The sequence below is a fragment of the Streptomyces sp. NPDC028331 genome (genome assembly GCF_055565775.1).
The window spans coordinates 1-20536 of the sequence record NZ_JBVHTR010000046.1 but is presented as its reverse complement, the minus strand read 5'-3'; the positions used below and the strand labels follow the sequence as shown (position 1 = coordinate 20536).

14 protein-coding genes are annotated in these 20536 nt (G+C 71.4%); 6 read left to right on the top strand and 8 right to left on the bottom strand.

Features of this window, described 5'->3' with window-relative positions:
- The first annotated feature begins 319 nt into the window (after window positions 1–319).
- Window positions 320–3937 carry a hydantoinase B/oxoprolinase family protein gene (locus tag ACZ4SW_RS36700; protein ID WP_468253427.1) on the top strand — a complete coding sequence of 1206 codons (3618 nt, stop codon included), beginning with the start codon at window positions 320–322 and terminating at the stop codon, window positions 3935–3937.
- On the top strand, window positions 3918–4523 hold the full coding sequence (locus tag ACZ4SW_RS36695) for a GTP-binding protein (protein WP_468253426.1): 606 nt from the start codon (window positions 3918–3920) through the stop codon (window positions 4521–4523). Before ACZ4SW_RS36700 ends, ACZ4SW_RS36695 begins: the two co-directional genes overlap by 20 nt.
- 164 nt (window positions 4524–4687) lie before the next feature.
- On the opposite strand, the gene glpK is transcribed toward ACZ4SW_RS36695, so the two are convergent.
- The 5 genes from glpK to ACZ4SW_RS36670 form a co-directional block, all read right to left on the bottom strand.
- Window positions 4688–6208 carry a glycerol kinase GlpK gene (glpK, locus tag ACZ4SW_RS36690; RefSeq protein ID WP_468253425.1) on the bottom strand — a complete coding sequence of 507 codons (1521 nt, stop codon included), beginning with the start codon at window positions 6206–6208 and terminating at the stop codon, window positions 4688–4690.
- Between the two features lie 20 nt (window positions 6209–6228).
- On the bottom strand, window positions 6229–6987 hold the full coding sequence (locus ACZ4SW_RS36685; RefSeq protein WP_468253424.1) for an MIP/aquaporin family protein: 759 nt from the start codon (window positions 6985–6987) through the stop codon (window positions 6229–6231).
- Between the two features lie 336 nt (window positions 6988–7323).
- Window positions 7324–8964, bottom strand: coding sequence for an EAL domain-containing protein (locus tag ACZ4SW_RS36680; protein WP_468253423.1), 1641 nt, complete (start codon window positions 8962–8964; stop codon window positions 7324–7326).
- 100 nt (window positions 8965–9064) lie between these two features.
- The gene (locus ACZ4SW_RS36675) at window positions 9065–10255 is read right to left on the bottom strand and encodes a lipid-transfer protein (protein ID WP_468253422.1); all 1191 of its coding nucleotides are present in this window, start codon (window positions 10253–10255) and stop codon (window positions 9065–9067) included.
- Window positions 10252–10677 (bottom strand): Zn-ribbon domain-containing OB-fold protein, encoded by a 426-nt coding sequence (locus ACZ4SW_RS36670; protein WP_468253428.1) that lies wholly within the window; start codon window positions 10675–10677, stop codon window positions 10252–10254. The genes ACZ4SW_RS36675 and ACZ4SW_RS36670 overlap by 4 nt, the downstream gene beginning before the upstream one ends.
- Before the next feature lie 162 nt (window positions 10678–10839).
- Between ACZ4SW_RS36670 and ACZ4SW_RS36665 the strand changes: the two genes are divergently transcribed.
- Complete coding sequence (locus ACZ4SW_RS36665; protein WP_468253421.1) at window positions 10840–11655, top strand: M15 family metallopeptidase; 816 nt, start codon at window positions 10840–10842, stop codon at window positions 11653–11655.
- 50 nt (window positions 11656–11705) lie between these two features.
- The gene (locus ACZ4SW_RS36660) at window positions 11706–12245 is read left to right on the top strand and encodes an NUDIX domain-containing protein (RefSeq protein WP_468253420.1); all 540 of its coding nucleotides are present in this window, start codon (window positions 11706–11708) and stop codon (window positions 12243–12245) included.
- 48 nt (window positions 12246–12293) lie between these two features.
- Here ACZ4SW_RS36660 and ACZ4SW_RS36655 read toward each other — a convergent pair whose 3' ends face one another.
- Window positions 12294–14660: a glycoside hydrolase family 31 protein gene (locus ACZ4SW_RS36655; protein WP_468253419.1), complete on the bottom strand. Its 2367-nt coding sequence runs from the start codon at window positions 14658–14660 to the stop codon at window positions 12294–12296.
- A 212-nt stretch (window positions 14661–14872) separates the two neighbouring features.
- Between ACZ4SW_RS36655 and ACZ4SW_RS36650 the strand changes: the two genes are divergently transcribed.
- Together ACZ4SW_RS36650 and ACZ4SW_RS36645 are read left to right on the top strand one after the other, a co-directional pair.
- Window positions 14873–16840 (top strand): acetoacetate--CoA ligase, encoded by a 1968-nt coding sequence (locus ACZ4SW_RS36650; RefSeq protein ID WP_468253418.1) that lies wholly within the window; start codon window positions 14873–14875, stop codon window positions 16838–16840.
- Between the two features lie 122 nt (window positions 16841–16962).
- Entirely contained in the window at window positions 16963–17856 is an 894-nt protein-coding gene (locus ACZ4SW_RS36645) for a hypothetical protein (protein WP_468253417.1), read from the top strand.
- 73 nt (window positions 17857–17929) lie between these two features.
- Here the strand turns inward: ACZ4SW_RS36645 and ptsP are convergent, their stop codons facing one another.
- Entirely contained in the window at window positions 17930–19600 is a 1671-nt protein-coding gene (gene ptsP, locus ACZ4SW_RS36640; RefSeq protein WP_468253416.1) for a phosphoenolpyruvate--protein phosphotransferase, read from the bottom strand.
- Between the two features lie 78 nt (window positions 19601–19678).
- Window positions 19679–20128 carry a PTS sugar transporter subunit IIA gene (locus tag ACZ4SW_RS36635; protein WP_468253415.1) on the bottom strand — a complete coding sequence of 150 codons (450 nt, stop codon included), beginning with the start codon at window positions 20126–20128 and terminating at the stop codon, window positions 19679–19681.
- Between the last annotated feature and the right edge of the window lie 408 nt (window positions 20129–20536).

The following is a 20536-nucleotide window of genomic DNA, read 5'->3' as shown; positions in this document are numbered from 1 at the left end:
AAAAGAGTGGGGGAAAGAGAACCTTCCGCGAGACGGGACAAGCGTCTTGGTCTTTTGGGGGGCTGGGGGTAGCCCTCCCTCGGGGAGCACGCCCTCCACCTCTCGCAGCATGCCCACCGGGCCGCCGGTCCGGCCGCAGTGGCCCCGTCATCAGGACCGCGACGTGGCGTACCGGGCGCTCCGACGTGCGCTTGCGCGCGCGGACCGGCGCCCTGACCCGCGTCCCGATATGATCGGAGTGATCGTCGGCCACCCACCGCAGTGTGCCGATCACCCACCAGCGGGCAGGGTTCCGAGCAGCGCGACCGGAGAGACGGACGTGACCACGGGCTGGCAGTTCTGGGTCGACCGGGGCGGCACCTTCACCGATGTCGTCGCGCGCCGTCCCGACGGCCGGCTGCTCACCCACAAGCTGCTGTCGGACAACCCCCACCGGTACGCGGACGCCGCCGTCGCGGGCGTGCGCGCACTCCTCGACGACGGCGGCCCCGTCGACGCCGTCCGCATGGGCACCACCGTCGCCACCAACGCCCTGCTGGAACGCAAGGGCGAACGCACGCTCCTGGTCATCACCCGCGGCTTCCGTGACGCGCTGCGCATCGCCTACCAGAACCGTCCGCACATCTTCGCCCGTGCGATCGAGTTGCCCGAGCTGCTGTACGAGCGGGTCGTCGAGGTCGACGAACGCGTCCTCGCCGACGGCACCGTCCTGCGCGCCCCCGACCTGGACGCCCTCGCCGGACCGCTGCGGGAGGCCTACGACGACGGGATCCGCGCGATCGCCGTGGTCTGCATGCACAGCCATCTGCACCCCGCCCACGAGCAGGCCGTCGGCGAACTGGCCGCCCGCACCGGCTACCCCCAGATCTCGCTGTCCAGCGAGGTCAGCCCCCTGATGAGACTCGTGCCGCGCGGCGACACGGCCGTCGTCGACGCCTACCTCTCGCCCGTCCTGCGCCGCTACGTCCAGCACGTCGCCGACGAACTCCGGGGCGTGCGGCTGATGTTCATGCAGTCCAACGGCGGACTGGCGGAGGCGGGGCAGTTCCGCGGCAAGGACGCCATCCTGTCCGGGCCCGCCGGAGGCATCGTCGGGATGGCCCGGATGTCGCGGCTCGCCGGCTTCGACCGCGTCATCGGTTTCGACATGGGGGGCACCTCCACGGACGTCTCCCACTTCGCCGGCGAGTACGAACGCGTCTTCACCACACGGATCGCCGGGGTGCGGCTGCGGGCACCCATGCTCGACATCCACACGGTCGCGGCGGGCGGCGGCTCGATCCTCCACTTCGACGGCTCCCGCTACCGTGTAGGGCCGGACTCGGCGGGCGCGGACCCGGGGCCCGCCTGCTACCGCGGCGGCGGCCCACTCACCGTCACCGACGCCAACGTGATGCTCGGCCGCATCCAACCCGCCCATTTCCCCCGCGTGTTCGGCCCCGAGGGTGACCAGCCCCTGGACGACCCCCTCGTCCGCGAGCGATTCGCCGCCCTCGCCGCCGAGATCCGCGAGCGGACCGGAGACGACCGCACCCCCGAGCAGGTCGCCGAGGGCTACCTGCAGATCGCCGTCGCCAACATCGCGGGCGCCGTCAAGCGGATCTCGGTGCAGAAGGGCCACGACGTCACCCGCTACGCGCTCACCACCTTCGGCGGGGCAGGCGGACAGCACGCGTGCCTGGTCGCCGACTCCCTGGGGATCCGCACCGTCCTCGTACCCCCCATGGCCGGCGTGCTCTCCGCGCTCGGCATCGGGCTCGCCGACACCACCGCCATGCGCGAACAGTCCGTCGAGGCACCCCTGGAGCCCGCCTCGATGCCCGGCGTCCGGAAGACCGCCGACGACCTCGCGAACGCCGCCCGCGCCGAACTCCTGGCCGAGGACGTGCCCGAGGACCGCATCCGGATCACCAGCAGGGCCGAGCTGCGCTACGACGGCACCGACACCACCCTCACCGTCGAGCTGAGCGAACCCGACACGATGCGGCACGCCTTCGAAGAACGTCATCGCGCCACATACTCCTTCACGCTCGACCGCCCGATCGTCGTCGAAGCCCTCTCCGTGGAAGCCACCGGCATCACCGAACCCCCCGATCTCTCCGCCCTCGCCCCGTACGAAGGCCGCTTCGCCGCGCCCGAGTCCGTCCGCCTCCACACGGGCGGAGCCTGGCGCGACGTACCCCTCCACCGCCGGGAGCACCTGCCGCCCGGCGAAACCGTCACCGGCCCGGCGATCATCACCGAGGCCAGTGCGACGACCGTCGTCGACGACGGCTGGCGGGCCGTGGCCCGAGACGACGGGCATCTGGTCATGGAACGCGTCGCGATTACGGAGAGTTCCCGTCCGGACACGGAAGTCGACCCGGTCGTGCTCGAGGTCTTCAACAACCTGTTCATGTCCATCGCCGAACAGATGGGCGCCCGCCTCGAGTCCACCGCCCAGTCCGTCAACATCAAGGAACGCCTGGACTTCTCCTGCGCCCTCTTCGACCCCGAGGGCAACCTGGTCGCCAACGCCCCGCACATCCCCGTGCACCTGGGCTCGATGGGCACCAGCGTCAAAGAGGTCATCCGCCGGCGCGGCGACGGCATGCGCCCCGGCGACACCTATGCCGTCAACGACCCCTACCACGGCGGCACCCACCTGCCCGACATCACCGTCATCACCCCCGTCTTCGACACGGACGGTGAGCGGATCCTCTTCCACGTCGCCTCCCGCGGCCACCACGCCGAGATCGGCGGCATCGCCCCCGGCTCCATGCCCGCGCACAGCCGCACCATCGAGGAGGAGGGCGTCCTCTTCGACAACTGGCTGCTCGCCGAGGGCGGCCGCTTCCGCGAGGAGGAGACGCTCCGCCTGCTGACCGAGGCGCCCCACCCGTCACGCAACCCGGAGACCAACCTCGCCGACCTGCGCGCTCAGATCGCCGCCAACCGCAAAGGCGTGGACGAAGTCGGCCGTATGATCGAGGACTTCGGGCTCGACGTCGTCCAGGCGTACATGAAGCACGTCCAGGACAACGCCGAGGAGGCCGTGCGCCGCGTCATCGACGCCCTGGACGACGGCGAGTACGCCTACGAGACCGACTCCGGCGCCGTCATCCGCGTCCGTGTCCGCGTGGACCGCGAGAACCGCTGCGCGACCATCGACTTCACCGGCACGTCCGCGCGGCTCCGGACCAATTTCAACGCGCCCCTGTCGGTGGTCCATGCCGCCGTCCTGTACGTCTTCCGCACCCTGGTCGCCGACGACATCCCCCTCAACGACGGCTGTCTGCGCCCCCTCGACATCGTCGTCCCGCCCGGCTCCCTGCTGGCCCCCGAGTACCCGGCAGCCGTCGTCGCCGGGAACGTCGAGACCTCCCAGGCCATCACCGGTGCCCTCTACGCGGCGCTCGGGGTGCAGGCCGAGGGCTCCGGCACCATGAACAACGTCTCCTTCGGCAACGACCGGTACCAGTACTACGAGACGGTGGCCTCCGGATCCGGGGCCGGTGACGGCTTCCCGGGCGCCCCCGTGGTACAGACCCACATGACCAACTCGCGCCTGACCGACCCGGAGGTCCTCGAGTGGCGGCTGCCGGTCCTCCTCGAGGAGTTCGCGGTGCGCCGCGGCAGCGGCGGCGCCGGGCGATGGCGCGGCGGGGACGGCGCCGTGCGGCGCATCCGCTTCCGGGAGCCCATGACCGTCTCGACGCTGTCCCAGCACCGCAGGATCCCGCCCTACGGCATGGCGGGCGGCAGGCCCGGAGCACTGGGCGCCAACCGGGTGGAGCGCGCGGACGGGACCGTGGTGCGCCTCGCGGGCAGTGATGCCGCAGACGTCGGCCCGGGCGACGTACTGGTCATCGAAACCCCCGGCGGTGGAGGATACGGACCGCCGCCGTCCGATCCCCGTCAATCAGGAGAAGAGAACGATGATCCTCGGGCGCAGTGAGCGCGACAAGCCTCCGGTCGAGCCCGTCACGCTCAAGATCCTGGTGGCCGGCGGTTTCGGCGTGGGCAAGACGACCCTCGTCGGCGCGGTCAGCGAGATCAGGCCGCTGCGCACCGAGGAGGTGCTCACGGAGGCGGGGCGGCCGGTCGACGACACCCGAGGCGTGGAGGGCAAGCGCACCACCACCGTCGCCATGGACTTCGGCCGCATCACCCTCCGCGAGGACCTGGTGCTCTACCTCTTCGGAACGCCGGGCCAGGACCGCTTCTGGTTCCTGTGGGACGAACTGGCCGCCGGTTCCCTGGGCGCCGTCGTCCTCGCCGACACCCGCCGCCTGGAGGACTGCTTCGCCGCAGTCGACTACTTCGAGCGCCGCTCCATCCCGTTCGTCGTCGGCGTCAACTGCTTCGACGGCGCGGTCCGCCACCCCGCCGAGGACATACGGCAGGCCCTCGACCTGGACGACGACGTACCGGTCGTCCTCTGTGACGCCCGCGAACGGGAGTCGGTCAAGGAGGTGCTGATCGAGGTCGTCCGGCACGCCGGGACGCACACGGCCGACCGTCCTGCGAGCGCCCCCGCCTGATCCCTGCCGACCCGCGGGGGGCGGCCCGTACCCCCGCCGACCGGGGTACGAGCCGCCGTCGTGCACGCGCGCGTGGCTCACGGGAGACGCACGCGCGCGTGGCTCACGGGAGACGCACGCGCGCGTGGCTCACGCGGGACGCGGGCGCGCGTGAAGGGCGTGGGTCAGCTCGCCCCGTCGTCCTGCCAGCCGAAACTCTTCTCCACGGCCCTGCGCCAGTTGCGGTACTCCCGGTCGCGGACCGGCGCCTCCATGGCGGGCGTCCACTCGACGTCCTTCTGCCAGTGCGACTTCAGCTCGTCGAGGTCGTTCCACACCCCGGTCGCGAGCCCGGCCGCGTACGCGGCGCCCAGGCAGGTCGTCTCGGAGATCTTCGGCCGGATCACCGGCACGCCCAGCACGTCCGCCTGGTGCTGCATCAGCAGATTGTTCTTCGTCATGCCGCCGTCGACCTTCAGGGTGGTGATCGGCACCCCTGAGTCCTGGTACATGGCGTCCACGACCTCACGCGTCTGCCAGCTCGTCGCCTCCAGCACCGCCCGCGCCAGGTGCGCCTTCGTGACGTAGCGGGTCAGCCCCGTGACCACCCCGCGCGCGTCGGAACGCCAGTAGGGCGCGAACAGACCGGAGAACGCGGGGACGATGTACGCCCCGCCGTTGTCGTCGACGCTCGCCGCCAGCGTCTCGATCTCGTCCGCGGTGCGGATGATGCCGAGCTGGTCGCGGAACCACTGCACCAGCGCACCGGTGATCGCGATCGATCCCTCCAGACAGTAGACCGGCGCCTCGTCACCGATCTTGTAGCCCATGGTCGTCAGCAGCCCGTTCTTCGACGGCACCGGCCGGTCGCCGGTGTTCAGCAGCAGGAAGCTGCCCGTGCCGTAGGTGTTCTTCGCCGTCCCCACGTCGTAGCACGCCTGTCCGAACACCGCAGCCTGCTGGTCGCCCAGCGCGGAGGCGACGGGGACGCCCGCGAGTTGGCCGACGGCGGTGCCGTACACCTCGGAGGAGGACCTGATCTCCGGAAGGATCTCCTCCGGGATGTTCATGGCGGACAGGATGGAGGGATCCCACTGGAGCGTCCGCAGGTTCATCAGCATCGTGCGCCCCGCGTTGGTGACGTCGGTGACGTGCCGCCCGCCGTCCGTACCGCCGGTCAGGTTCCAGATCAGCCAGGAGTCGATGGTGCCGAACGCGATCTCGCCGCGCTCGGCGCGCGCCCTGAGCCCGGGCACGTTGTCCAGCAGCCAGGCCGCCTTGGGACCGGAGAAGTAACTCGCGAGCGGTAGCCCGGTCTGTTCGCGGAAACGGTCCTGCCCGTCGGGACCGCCGAGTTCGTTGCACAGCGCCGCCGTCCGGGTGTCCTGCCAGACGATCGCGTTGTGCACGGGCTTGCCGGTGGCGCGGTCCCACAGAACCGTCGTCTCGCGCTGGTTGGTGATACCGAGCGCGGCGATCCCGTCGGCGCGCAGCCCGGCCTTCGCGATCGCGCCGGCGACCACCGCCTGCACCTTGGACCAGATCTCCGTGGCGTCGTGTTCCACCCAGCCCGGCTTGGGGAAGATCTGGCGGTGTTCGCGCTGGTCGACGGCGACGATCCGACCGCTCTGGTCGAAGACGATGCAGCGGCTGGAAGTGGTGCCCTGGTCGATCGCGGCGACGTACTTGCGGTCGTGGTCCGTCATGACGTCCCTTCGTCAAAGGGTCAGAAGGCTGCTTTGTACACAAGGGCCGACAGCGCACCGCCGATCAGCGGTCCCACCACCGGTATCCAGGCGTAGCCCCAGTCCGATCCGCCCTTGTTGGGGATCGGCAGCAGGGCGTGGGTGATGCGGGGGCCGAGGTCCCGGGCGGGATTGATCGCGTATCCCGTGGGCCCGCCGAGGGAGAGGCCGATGCCGACGACGAGGAGGGAGACGAGCAGGATGCCGATGCCCGAGCCGTACGCCGTCGTACCGGGGATCGGGCCGATGTTGGTGCCGAGGTTCTTGCCGAAGAACAGGATGGGCAGCACCAGACCGGCGGTGGCGATGATCTCGGTGATCAGGTTGGCGACCGGATTGCGGATCTCCGGGGCGGTGGAGAAGATGCCGAGCGTCGGCTGGGCCTTGTCCTCCTCGGCGTTCGCCTGGAACTGGGCGAGGTAGAGCAGCCAGGTCAGCACGGCGCCGAGGATCGCGCCCGCCATCTGACCCAGCAGGTAGTACGGAACGTCGCCCCACTTGGTGATGTCGGCGATGGCGAGGCCGATGGTCACCGCCGGGTTGAGGTGTCCGCCGGATTTGGGGGCGGCGGTGTAGGCGCCCGCGAGGACGCCGAAGCCCCAGCCGAAGGCGATGACGACCCAGCCCGCCCCGCGGGCCTTGGAGTCGTGGAGGGTGACAGCGGCGCAGACTCCCGCGCCGAACAGGATGAGGATGGCGGTGCCGATCAACTCGCCGACGAAGATGCTCGTATGCGTCATGGCGGCTCCTAGGCCCTCGCCCGGGGTCCGTCCGGCCCCGTGTCGGTCCTGCGTGCAGGGTGCGTTTCCCTTGGCGACTTCAGCCGGAGGCAGGAAGGGTCCCGAGTCCCGCCCGGCGTCCGCGACGAGCGTGCCTGTGCAGCGGAACCGCCCGTGGGGGAAGACCCGTGGTACCGGTGTGGGCCCAGGGGCGCATGACCCGAATACGCCCGAATGCGGCGATGCCGACTGACATCCGGAAGTTTTCCCCCGCACCCACGGAGCGTCAAGGCAGGTGACACAAACCGTGCTCGGGCATCCGCGGAATCTTCAGCGGGCGACGGGGACGGCTTCGAGTCAGCGGCGGCCCGGAACGCCCACCGGGGCGGGGGCCGGAAGCGAGCCGCGACGGACCTCGTGGCTCGGGAACCCGGCCCGGCCCAGGACCCAACTCGCGCCGCTCAGCGCCTTCGCGGCCTGCTTCAGGGGTGCCAGGTACGCCGCCGCCTGACGGTGGTCGCGCACGCTGCCGGGGGCGCACACGACCGTCGCCAGCGACAGCGTGACCGTGCGCCCGCCCGCCGACCAGGGCGTGTCCAGCAGGGAAGCGGCGAGCGGGTCGAGCCGCTCCGGATCGGCCAGCACCAGGAAGTCGTCGCCGCCGATGTGCCCCACCCGTGTGCTCCCCGACGCCGCGCCCTGCAACGCCCGCCCGACCGCACGGATGAGCTCGTCACCGGCCGCGAACCCCGCCCCGTCGTTGACCTGCTTGAAGTGGTCGACGTCAAGCCAGCTCAGCGCGAACACCCGTCCGTCCGCGATCCGCCGGTCCACCTCACCGGTGATCGCGTCCGACCCGGGCAGCCGGGTCAGCGGGTTGAGGCCCGCCGCCTCCTCGACCCGGTTCTCGGTCAGCGCCCGCACGAGGTCCGCGAGCCGTACGACGCCCACGCACCGCCCCTGGTGATCGACCACCGCCACGTCGTCCGAAGTGCGGTCGCGCCCGCCGTCCGCGACCACGTCGAGCACCTCCCACGCCGTGGCGTCGATGCCGACCGTGCGCGGCGGGTCACCCAGCTTGGCCGCGGGCCGGTCGGCGTACAGCGCATGCCCGTACGGCCCCGACATCGACAGCAGGAACCGTGAGCGGTGCACCGATCGGACCGGCACCCCCGCCGGGTCGACCAGCAGCACCCCGGACACCTCGGGTGACCCGGTGAGCAGCGCCCGCACCTGCCCGGCCGAGGCCGTGGCCGGGAGCAGCGCGGCGGGCCGCAGGAACTGCCGCACCGGCGGCCCGGTGCGCGGTGTCGCCGGCACGGAAGGGGCCATGAGCGGAACGTATACGTCCACGGCGGGCCGCCGGGACGGCGGCGCGAACAGGTCGCCCTGCGCCAACTGCGCGCCCGCCGCCCGCACCGCCGCGCACTGCGTCTCGGTCTCCACGCCCTCGACCGACAGCAGGGCGCCCAGTTGCTCGCACAGCGTCCGCATGGCCCGCACCATGGCCGGCCGCGTCAGCAAGGACGCGTCGAGCTTCACCAGGTCCGGCGCCATGTCCGCCAGCAGGCGCAGCGGTGCGTCGCCGTCGCCCACCCCGTCCGCGCAGATCCGGAAGCCCTCGCGGCGCAGCACCGCCACCGCCTCCAGCAGGGCCCGGTGCGGTACGTGCGTGTAGGGCGGGCCGACGTCGACCGTCACCTCCCACGGCAGCCGCCCCGCCTCGCGCACGGCCTGCCGCAGCGCGGTGAGGCCGCCGAGATCGGCGAGCGTCGCCGCGAAGACGTTGACGTGCAGCGGCAGCAGGGTCTCTTTCCGCGCCGCGGCGCCGACCGCCAAGGCGGCGAGATGGCCGTCGAGTTCGGCGTCCCGGCGGGCCTGCGCGAGGACGTCGCCGGTCTCGGGGCGCGCGAGGATCTCCAGTGCCGCCACCCCTCCGGTCGTCAGATTGACCACCGGTTGGAAGGCGAAACGGATGTTGTCCGTCCAGGAGGGCACGGGAGCATGATGACGCCGTCCGTGGCCGCCGAGGCCCAGTTCATGACCTGTTCACACAGCATTCCTGCGCGAACACGGACAGTAGGGGAGTCCCCCGGTATCAGCGCACGGCGATCACCGCCGACCCGTGCCCGAACAACCCTTGGTTCGCGCTGATCCCGACCCGGGAGCCCGCCACTTGGCGGTCGCCCGCGACACCCCGCAACTGCCAGGTCAGCTCGCACACTTGGGCGATCGCCTGTGCCGGGACGGCCTCACCGAAGGACGCCAGGCCGCCGCTCACGTTCACCGGTATGCGCCCGCCGAGCGCCGTGGCGCCCTCTCGCAGCAGCTTGGCCCCCTCGCCCTCCGCGGACAGCCCCAGATCCTCGTACCACTGCAGCTCCAGGGCGGTGGACAGGTCGTAGACCTCGGCGAGGGAGAGGTCCTCGGGCGCGATTCCCGCCTCCTCGTAGGCGGCCGTTGCGATGGAGGTGCGGAACGTCTCGGGCGCCGGCTCGACCGCCACCGCCGAGTCCGTCGCGATGTCGGGCAGGTCGAGCACGGTGTTGGGATAGCGCGGCGTCACGGTGGACACCGCGCGGATCCGCACCGGCCGCGTCGCACCGTGGCGGTGGGCGAACTCCATGCTCGACAGGACGAGCGCCGCCCCGCCGTCCGAGGTCGCGCAGATGTCGAGGAGGCGCAGCGGGTCGGCCACCACCGCCGAGGCGGCGACCTCCTCGGCGGTGACCCGCTTGCGGTACCGGGCGTTGGGATTGAGGGCTCCCATGGCCGCGTTCTTCACCTTGACCAGGGCGAAGTCGCCGGCCGTGTCCCCGTGGACGGCCATGCGGCGACGGGCGTACAGACCGAAGTACGCCGGGTTGGTCGCCCCGAGGACCCGGAACCGCAGCCAGTCCGGATCATCGGGCCGGTCACCGCCCGCCGGGCGGAAGAACCCCTTGGGGGCCGAGTCGGCGCCGACGACCAGCACCACGTCCGCCAGCCCCGAGAGGATCTGGGCCCGTGCGGTGCCGACCGCCTGCGCCCCGGAGGCGCACGCCGCGTACACGCTCGTCACCCGCGCTCCCTGCCAGCCCAGCGCCTTGGCGAACGTCGCCCCTGCCACGTGCCCGGGATAGCCGCCCCGCACGGTGTCCGCGCCCACGATCGAGTCGACGTCCCGCCAGTCGACCCCCGCGTCGGTGAGCGCCGCGCGCGCGGCCACCGTCCCGTAGGCCGCGAAGCCGCGTCCCCATTTGCCCCACGGGTGCATGCCCGCGCCGAGCACCGCGACATCGTCCGTCATTCCGCCACCCCCGTCGGCCGCCAGTGCCATGTCGTCCAGACCGTCTCCGCGTCCTCGTGCAGCACACCGGGGACGACCTCCGCCTCCATACCCACCGCCAGATCGGCGGCGGCCACCCCCGGAACCGCCTGCCCGAGCACCACGATCCGCTCTGCTTCCAGTTCCACCGCGATCAACGCGTAGGGCTCCCACGGGAGTTCCAGGTTCGTCACATAGGGTGACGGAGGGCGGTAACGGGTGTCGGTGTACGACCAGATTCGCCCCCGTTTGGACAGTGGCAGTTCCGTGAGGTCGCTGCTCTGGCAGCCCGGGTTGCGGCAGAAGGCGTCCTCGCGTGGAAAGAACACCGACCGGCAGGCCGAGCAGCGGGTGCCGACGAGACGGAAGTCTGCGCCCTCGCCCGTGAACCATCCGGCCACCACGGGGGTGCGGATGCGTGACATGGCTCCTCCCGCACAACGATCCGACGAGATACCTGACGAAACGTCAGAAGTCTGCCAGGCACTCCCGGAAAGCGGCAGACCCGCGGCAGAACCTCCAGGCGTCCTTCCACACCGAACCCCCGACTGATAAGGGCTAGGGGCATGACACGTTTCTCCGTGGCTGCACGAAGCCTCGTCACCGCACTCGCCGCGCTCCTCGCCGTGGCGTCCGCCTCGGCGACCGCCCAGGCCGCCCCGGGGCCCAAGGCGCCCCCGGACTTCGTCGAGCTGAGATCCGTGGACCCGACGATCCTCGAGGAGATCCGGTACTTCACCCCGCACAACTTCGTCGGCGAGCGCATCGACGGTTACCGGCAGCCCCTGTGCATCCTCACCCGCCCGGCCGCCGAAGCGCTGCACCGGGCGCAGATCGAGCTCCTCCGCGACGGCTACACGCTCAAGGTGTACGACTGCTACCGGCCGCAACGCGCCGTCGACAGCTTCGTGCGCTGGGCGAACGACCTCGCCGACCAGAGGATGAAGGGCGAGTTCTACCCGCAGGTCGACAAGACCCGCCTGTTCGCGGACGGCTACATCGCGGAGAGGTCGGGGCACAGCCGCGGATCCACCATGGACCTGACGATCGTCCGACTGCCCGCAAGGCCGACCCGTCCCTACGTCCCCGGCGAACCGCTCGAGCCGTGCTACGCACCCAGGGCCGAGCGCTTCCCCGACAACTCCGTCGACATGGGCACGGGTTTCGACTGCTTCGACACACTGGCTCACACCGACGACCCACGCATCGTCGGCGAGCAGCGCGCCAACCGGCAGCTTCTGAAGCGCACCCTCGAGGGCGCCGGTTTCGCCAACCTCGCCGAGGAGTGGTGGCACTACACCTACAAGGCGGAGCCCTACCCGGACACCTACTTCGACTTCCCGGTGTCCATGAAGTCGCTCACGCCGCCCACGTCCTCCTGATGAGCCGCCCCCGGAAGACGCCGCACAGATGATCGGATACAGTCCGCCACGTGTCCGAATCCCCTGTCCCGTCCGCCTCCGACTCCGTGCCGGACTCCCACTGTTCGAGCTGCGGAGCGCCTTACGGAGAGGGCATCTCCGGCTGGCCCCGCACCTGCGCCGCCTGCGGCGCGGTGGTCTACCGCAACCCGTTGCCCGTCGCGGTCGCCCTCCAGCCCGTGTACGACACCAAAGGCACGTCCCTCGTCGTCATCACCCGGACCATCCCGCCCGCGCGCGGGGGCATCGCCCTGCCCGGAGGTTTTGTCGACCACCGGGAGGACTGGCGGCACGCCGTCGTCCGGGAGCTGAAGGAGGAGACCGGCATCGACGCCGCCGCCCGTGATGTGCGGCTCGTCGACGCGATGAGCTCGCCCGACGGCCACCTGCTGCTGTTCGGGCTCCTCCCGGAGCGTCCGGCCGCCGATCTTCCGCCGTCCGCCGGCACGGACGAGACGGAGGGCTGGCATCTCCTGCGCCGACCCGCCGAACTCGCCTTCCCGCTGCACACGCTGGCGGTGCAGGGCTGGTTCGAGGGCCGCTACGTGTGAGCCCCCGCGGGACGCGCGCAACACACCCTCGCGCGCGTCCCGTTCGGGTCACCCCTGGTCGAGGCCCCGCACCCGCACCGGATACGCGGGCTCCCTGCGGCCTTCGTCCTTGTCCCGCCGGACCACCACCCGGCCCCCCTTCCACCGCGCCACATAGCGCTCGATCCGCGGCTCCTCCCAGCCGTCGCCCGCGTCCGGCACCACCACACCGCCCCCCGACCGCCCCCGTGCCGGCGCCCAGACCTCCAGCTCCAGGGCCCCGTCCGCACCCCGCACCGGCAGGACGGCGCCCGCACGCGCGAACACCGGAATCCGCCCCAGGGGCGCGTCGACCAGCACCTGGCCCGGGCCTTCGTGGACCGCCTCGGTCACCGTGTCGTACCAGCGCCCTGGCGGCAGCAGCACCGTCCGCCGGACCGCGCCCGCCTCCAGCACGGGTGCCACCAGGAGGCTGTCGCCGAGCAGGAAGGCGTCCTCGCAGTCCCTCAGCGCCCTGTCCTCGGGCACGCCCCACCACAGGGGCCGCACATACGGCGCACCCGTTCGGCGCGCCAGATGCGCGAGGGTCACGAAGTACGGCAGCAGCCGCCGTCGCGCGGCGAGCGCCACGCGCGCGTGCTCCAGAACGTCGTCGCCGAACTCCCAGGGCTCACGCCGCCCGGCGCGGAGACTCGCGTGCGTGCGGAACAGCGGCAGGCAGGAGGCGAGCTGGAACCAGCGCAGATACAGCTCGGGCGACGGACTCCCGTCGAAGCCGCCCACGTCCGGCCCGGAGTACGGCACTCCGCACAGCCCGAGGCCCAGCACCAGCGACAGCGAGGCGCGCAGGCCAGGCCAGCCCGTCGCCACGTCCCCCGACCAGCTACCGCCGTAGCGCTGCATGCCGGCCCACCCGGAGCGGGAGAAGAGAAACGGCCGCTCCTCGGGGACGAGGCCGCGCAGACCTTCGTACGCGGCCCGCGCCATGCACAGGGCGTACACGTTGTGGGCCTCCCTGTGGTCACCACCGCGGCCCTCCAACGCGTGCCGGGCCGAGCGCGGCAGGGTGTTCTCCCCGAAGGCCGTGAAGGACACCGGCTCGTTCATGTCGTGCCAGAAACCGGCGAAGCCCTGTGCGAGACGCTCCTGGTACAGCCCACCCCACCACTGGCGCACGCGCGCGTGCGTGAAGTCGGGATAGACGACCTCCCCGGGCCAGGCGACCCCTTCCACCAGCCGCCCCGCCGCGTCCCGCACGAACACGTCCTCGGCTCTTCCGTCGTCGTACACGGGATCGCCCGGCTCCGCCTTCACCGCCGGGTCGACGATCGACACCAGGCGGACCCCGTCCCGGCGCAGATCCTCGGCGAGCACCGGCAGCTTCGGAAAACGGTCGCGGTCGACCGAGAACACCCGGCGGCCGTCGAGATGATCGATGTCCAGATGGACGGCATCGAGCGGAAGGCCATGCTCCGCATAGCCGGCGACGATCCGGCGCACCTCCTGCTCACTGCCGAACCCCCACCGTGCGTGATGGTGCCCCAGCGCCCAGGCCGGCGGCACGGCGGGCGCCCCGGTCAGCGACGCCCAGACGCGCAGCACACGCGCGGGGGTGCCCACCATCACCCAGCAGCGCAGCGGCCCGCCGTCCATCCGCACCTCGCAGGCCCCCGCCCGGTCGTGCCCCGAGCCCGCCCCCTCCTCGCCCTCGCTCAACGTCACCGTGCCGTCCCACGAGGTGTCGTGGAAGACCAGGTGCGTGCCCGCGTCGGCCACCACCATCTGCACCGGCATCGTGATGTACAGGGGGTCGTCACCGGGTCCGAACGGCCGACCCGGGTCCGTGTTCCACAGCCGGTACGTCCCGTCACGCAGCCTGGGCCCCGCGGCCCGCCCGCCGAGCCCGAAGAACCGCGCGTCGGGCGCCACTTCGGCCCGCTGCATCCACCGCGCGCCGCCCCCGTCCGCCGGTTCCCACCACCGGGGAGGCAGTTCCCGGCGCAGGGCCACCCCACCGGGCGTACACACCTCGATCGCGCCGTTCCGCGACACCACGACCGTGACCCGCTCCGCCACGACCCGCCAGCCGCCGTCCTTGTCCGGTTCCAGTACGGCCCGCGGATCCGGCTCGGGGCAGGGGCCCGCGAGCGCGTACGACGGCTCCGGGCCCGCCCCGTCCCACCCCCAGAACACGGCACCGTTCACGGCGACCATGACCCGCAGCTCCGTGCGGGCGAACCGTACGACACCCCCGCCCGGCCCCGGCTCCACGTCCCGCACGGGGCCGGGCACCCGCGCCCGCTCCGCACCCCGCCGCGGCAACCCGGTGGCGTCGGCACGCCTCCTGCGCCACGCGGCCCGCACGGTGCGCAGACCCCCCGTCGCACCCCCCGAACCGACCGCTTTCACCGAACGCACCAGGTCACGACCGTCCATGCTGCTCACCCTGCCACCGACGTCCTCGTACAAGGGTGTCGTTCAACTGCCGTTCACCTGTGTTGGGAGCACAGCTTCACAATGCCGACTATGTGGGGGACACCCTGGTGCAGAAGTCGATCACATGGCATCGTCCGTGTCAGCCGCGTGACGCGCACACCCAGCACGTGCGCGGACCACGCACACGACGCGCACAGTCCGGGAGCCGCCCCATGACCGCAGCGAACCCCACGCCCCTCTGGCAGCCCGACGCCGACCGCATCGCCCGGGCACGGATCACCCGGTTCCAGGCCTGGGCGGCCGAACACCACGGAGCCCCCACGGAGGGCGGCTACCCAGCGCTGCACCGCTGGTCGGTGGACGAGCCGGACACCTTCTGGAAGGCCGTCACGGAATGGTTCGACGTACGGTTCTCCACGCCCTACGCGCGCGTGCTGGGCAGCCGCTCCATGCCGGGCGCCGAGTGGTTCCCCGGGGCGACCCTGAACTACGCGGAACACGCCCTTCGCGCGGCGGCCACCCGAGCCGACGAACCCGCCCTGCTGGCCGTCGACGAGACCCACGAACCCCGCCCGGTCACCTGGGCCGAGCTGCGCCGCCAGGTCGGCTCGCTGGCCGCCGAACTGCGCGCCCGCGGAGTGCGCCCCGGAGACCGCGTCAGCGGCTACCTGCCGAACATCCCCGAGGCCGTCGTCGCCCTCCTCGCGACGGCCGCCGTCGGCGGCGTGTGGACCTCCTGCGCTCCCGACTTCGGCGCCCGCAGCGTCCTGGACCGCTTCCAGCAGGTCGAACCGGTGGTCCTGATCACGGTCGACGGCTACCGCTACGGGGGCAAGGAGCACGACCGCCGTGAGACCGTCGCCGAACTGCGCCGCGAACTGCCCACGCTCCGTGCCGTCGTCCACATCCCGCTGCTCGGCACCGACGCCCCCGAAGGCGCGCTGGAGTGGTCGGCCCTCACCTCGGCGGACGTCGAACCCGCCTTCGAGCAGGTTCCGTTCGACCACCCCCTGTGGGTGCTGTACTCCTCGGGCACCACCGGACTGCCCAAGGCCATCGTCCAGTCCCAGGGCGGCATCCTGATCGAACACCTCAAACAGCTCGGCCTGCACTGCGACCTCGGCCCCGAAAGCCGCCTCTTCTGGTACACGTCCACCGGCTGGATGATGTGGAACTTCCTCGTCTCCGGCCTGCTGACCGGCACCACGATCGTCCTCTACGACGGCAGCCCGGGCCACCCCGACACCGGCGCCCAGTGGCGCGTCGCCGAACGTACCCGTGCCACGCTCTTCGGCACGTCCGCCGCCTACGTCATGGCATGCCGCAAAGCCGGCCTCCACCCGGCCCGCGACTACGACCTCACGAGTGTGCAGTGCGTGGCCACGACCGGCTCGCCGCTGCCACCGGACGGCTTCGCCTGGCTCCACGACGAGGTCCGGGAGGACCTGTGGATCGCCTCCGTCAGCGGCGGCACCGACGTGTGCTCCTGCTTCGCGGGAGCCGTACCGACTCTTCCCGTGTACATCGGAGAACTCCAGGCACCCGGCCTCGGCACCGACCTCCAGTCCTGGGACCCCGGCGGCAAGCCCCTGATCGACGAGGTCGGCGAGCTGGTCGTCACCAACCCGATGCCCTCCATGCCGATCCGCTTGTGGAACGACCCGGACGGCAGCCGCTACCACGACAGCTACTTCGCCGTGTACCCGGGAGTGTGGCGCCACGGAGACTGGATCACCGTCACCTCCCGCGGCTCCGTGATCATCCACGGCCGCTCGGACTCCACGCTCAACCGCCAGGGCGTCCGCATGGGATCGGCCGACATCTACGAAGCCGTCGAACGCCTCCCCGAGATCAAAGAGTCCCTCGTCATCGGCATCGAACAACCGGACGGCGGCTACTGGATGCCCCTCTTCGTCCACCTGGCCCCCGGAGCCGTCCTGGACGACGCCCTGCTGAACCGCATCAGGCAGACCATCCGCGAACAGCTCTCACCCCGCCACGTCCCCGACGAGATCATCGAGGTCCCCGGCGTCCCCCACACCCTCACCGGCAAACGCATCGAAGTCCCGGTCAAGCGCCTCATGCAGGGCACCCCGCTGGAAAAGGCCGTCAACCCGGGCTCCATCGACAACCTCGACCTGCTCCACTTCTACGAGGACCTGGCCCGCAAGCGCGGCTGACGCACTCCGCGCAGAGCCCCCCAGCACCGGCCTGCCGGCCGCGGCCACCGCGACCGGCGGGCCGTTGTCAGTGCCGCCGGTTACGTTGAGTGAGCACAGATCGACTGAACGTAGGGGGACTCATGCCGCACACCGAACAGCGGACCATGCGACGCGTCCTGCGCCGCGAGATCGCCGGCACCATCGGCCTGCTGACCGACGAACACGACTTCGCCGCGATGCGGCGCTACCGCACCTTCACCTTCGACGACCACGCGACCTACCTGCGGCAGGTGGAAGCCCTTCTCCGGACCCTCGCCGCGCAGGGCGGCCACACCACGGTCGCCCTCTTCGACCCGGAGGAGTACGCCGAGTTCTGCGCCCACAACGGCCTGGAACCGGACGCCCCCTCCAGCCGCACCCGCTTCACCGCGGAACTGGCCGCCACCGGACCCGCCCTGCCGTACGAAGGACAGCCCCTGGCCGAACTCGTCCCCGACCTGATCGACGAAGCGGTACGACAGGCCACCTGGCAGTACGCGACCACGGTGCTGGCCCGGCTCGGCGCCTGCGCCTCCTGCGGCGAGGACATCGGACGCGCCGCCTTCGCACAGGCCTCCCGCCTCGTCGCCCGCATCCTCGACACCGCGAGCCCCGGCCACCGCCACCTCGTGTGCAGCGTCTCGGCCGCACCCGAGACACTCGCCGCCGTGCTCCACTCGGACCAGGACCCGGACGGCACCGCCCAGCTCGACGAGACCGAGGCACTGGAATTCACCAGCGTCCTCGCCCTCGGCATCGCCACCCACAGCGCAGGCGGCCTCGTCATGCGCACCACAGCCCCCGGCACCCCCGACCGTGTCTACGGCTGGCGCCTGCGCGGCGAACGACTGGAACCACTCACCGCCGGAGAGGTCTTCGACGCCTACTGCACCGACATCGAGTCCGGCGACCTGGTCTCGCCCGAATCCGGCGTCGACTACTGCGTCCCGCCCGACCTCGGAGACGACGGCCTCACGACCGGCCACGCCCACTGAACGGGCCAGGGGCGCCCCACCGAAAGGCGGAGCGCCCCTCACCGCACGACATGGCAGCGACGACGCGTGCCGGCTACTCGCCGGACAGCACCGTCTGCGCCGCCCTGCGCGCCTCGTCGGCGGTGTCGGCGGCACGCGCGGCCGCCGCGGCACGCTCGCACTGCGCCAGCGTGTACTTCGCCAGCGTCGCCCGTACATAGGGAATCGACGCCGCACCCATGGACAAGGAGGTGACACCCAGACCGGTCAGTACACACGCCAGCATCGGATCCGATGCCGCCTCGCCGCAGACACCGCAGCTCTTGCCCTCCGCCTTCGCCGCCTCAGCGGAGAGCGCGACCAGGTCGAGCAGCGCCGGCTGCCACGGGTCCTGCAGCCGCGACACCGCACCCACCTGACGGTCCGCGGCGAACGTGTACTGCGCGAGGTCGTTGGTCCCCAGCGACAGGAACTCCACCTCCTGCAGGATCGAGCGCGCCCGCAGCGCGGCCGACGGGATCTCCACCATGGCACCGAACTTCGCCCGCAGCCCGGCCTCACGGCACGCGTCGGCGAACGCCTTGGCGTCGGTGCGGTCGGCGACCATCGGCGCCATGACCTCGAGGTACACCGGGAGCCCCTCCGCGGCCTTCGCCAGCGCGGTGAGCTGCGTGCGCAGCACCTCCGGATGGTCGAGCAGCGTCCGCAGACCGCGCACGCCCAGCGCCGGGTTCGGCTCGTCGGCGGGGGTCAGGAAGTCCAGCGGTTTGTCCGCACCCGCGTCCAGCACCCGCACGACGACACGACCCTCGGGGAACGCCTCGAGGACCTGCCGGTAGGCCTCGATCTGCTTCTCCTCGGACGGCGCCTTCTTGTTGTCGTCCAGGAACAGGAACTCCGTGCGGAACAGACCGACACCCTCGGCGCCCGCCTCCACAGCGGCCGGCACGTCCGCCGGACCGCCGATGTTCGCCAGCAGCGGCACCTTGTGACCGTCGGCCGTGGCACCCGGGCCCGTCGAGGCGGCCAGGGCCGCCTTGCGCTCCGCCGCAGCGGCCTCGAGCCGCGCCTTCTTCTCGTCGCTCGGGTTCACGAATATCTCGCCGGTGCTGCCGTCGACGGCGATCATCGTTCCCTCGGCAAGCTCACCCGCACCGGGCAGCGCCACCACGGCCGGCACGCCGAGCGCCCGCGCCAGGATGGCGCTGTGGCTGGTCGGCCCGCCCTCCTCGGTGACGAAGCCGAGCACCAGGGACGGATCCAGCAGCGCCGTGTCCGCGGGCGCGAGGTCGCGGGCCACCAGGACATAGGGCTCGTCGCTGTCCGGCACACCCGGCATCGGCACGCCGAGCAGCCGCGCGACGATACGGTTCCGCACGTCGTCGAGATCCGCCACACGCCCGGCGAGGTACTCACCGGCGCCCGCCAGCAGCTCCCGGTACGCGGCGAACGCGTCGTACACCGCCCGCTCCGCCGTGCTGCCGACGGCTATGCGACGCTCGACGTCCGCCATCAGCTCCGGGTCCTGGGCCATCATGGCCTGTGCCTCCAGCACCGCCTGGGCCTCGCCGCCCGCGAGGTTGCCGCGCGCTGTCAGATCGGCCGCCACAGCTTCGACGGCCTGGCGTGCGCGCCCCTGTTCGCGCTCCGCCTCCTCCGCCGGGATCTGCTTCGCCGGGGGCTCCAGCACCGCCGTCCCCATGTGCCGAACCTCGCCGATCGCCACACCGTGGCTCACACCGACGCCTCGCAGCGTTGTCTCCATCTCACCCGTCTCCGAATCATGCGGCGGGTCCCGCCACCGCGATGGTTGTCTGTTGTGCCGTTCAGTACGGCGCCGGCATCACTGCCAGGAGAAGAGCTGGTCGCCCGCCTTCACATCGCCGTCCTCACGGAGACCGGAGAGAGAGTCGGCCGTGGCTTCGAGCGCCACCACCGGGCACACCGGGGACTTGCCGGCCTGCTCGACGGCGGCCGGGTTCCAGCGCACGACGGCCTGGCCACGCGCCACGGTGTCGCCCTTGTTGACGAGCAGCTCGAAACCCTCACCGTTCAGCTGCACCGTGTCGATGCCCAGGTGGGTCAGGACGCCGTGCCCCTCTGCGTCCACCACCACGAAGGCGTGCGGGTGAAGGGACACGATGACTCCGTCCACGGGGGAGACGGCCTCCATGGGTTCGCGCACGGGGTCGATCGCCGTGCCGGGACCGACCATCGCTCCTGAGAAGACGGGGTCGGGCACTGCGGCCAGTCCGATCGCACGTCCTGCGAGCGGGGACGTCACGGTGGTCATGGGAAACCTCCCAGGGGTGGAGATCCGAACGGGTCGTCGCTGCCTGTGCCGGACGGCGCACTGGGCAGCAGCGTATGTCATATGAACTGCCGGTTCCGCATGAGACGTACTGGTTGACGAGCCTTGGAACGCGGCATGAGAGATTTGCACCCGCTCCGGGGCCGGTGTACAGTCGTACTCCTGCCTGGGGCGGAGCGATGCGACCGAGCGTCGTTGGCCGGGCAGCACCCAAACTTGTCAGATCCTATCTCGGGATCCGTTCTGCATGCCTGCAGGGCGGTGGTCAGAGAGACGGAAAAACACTGATAGAGTTGGAAACACCGAAGGGAAGCGCCCGGAGGAAAGCCCGAGAGGGTGAGTACGAAGGAAGCGTCCGTTCCTTGAGAACTCAACAGCGTGCCAAAAGTC

Coding starts and splice junctions, on each gene's coding strand:
- glpK (WP_468253425.1), bottom strand. CDS start 6,208: ATGACGGACCACGACCGCAAGTACGTCGCCGCGATCGACCAGGGCACC.
- ACZ4SW_RS36645 (WP_468253417.1), top strand. CDS start 16,963: ATGCCGCACACCGAACAGCGGACCATGCGACGCGTCCTGCGCCGCGAG.
- ACZ4SW_RS36695 (WP_468253426.1), top strand. CDS start 3,918: ATGATCCTCGGGCGCAGTGAGCGCGACAAGCCTCCGGTCGAGCCCGTC.
- ACZ4SW_RS36635 (WP_468253415.1), bottom strand. CDS start 20,128: ATGACCACCGTGACGTCCCCGCTCGCAGGACGTGCGATCGGACTGGCC.
- ptsP (WP_468253416.1), bottom strand. CDS start 19,600: ATGGAGACAACGCTGCGAGGCGTCGGTGTGAGCCACGGTGTGGCGATC.
- ACZ4SW_RS36665 (WP_468253421.1), top strand. CDS start 10,840: ATGACACGTTTCTCCGTGGCTGCACGAAGCCTCGTCACCGCACTCGCC.
- ACZ4SW_RS36650 (WP_468253418.1), top strand. CDS start 14,873: ATGACCGCAGCGAACCCCACGCCCCTCTGGCAGCCCGACGCCGACCGC.
- ACZ4SW_RS36655 (WP_468253419.1), bottom strand. CDS start 14,660: ATGGACGGTCGTGACCTGGTGCGTTCGGTGAAAGCGGTCGGTTCGGGG.
- ACZ4SW_RS36675 (WP_468253422.1), bottom strand. CDS start 10,255: ATGACGGACGATGTCGCGGTGCTCGGCGCGGGCATGCACCCGTGGGGC.
- ACZ4SW_RS36685 (WP_468253424.1), bottom strand. CDS start 6,987: ATGACGCATACGAGCATCTTCGTCGGCGAGTTGATCGGCACCGCCATC.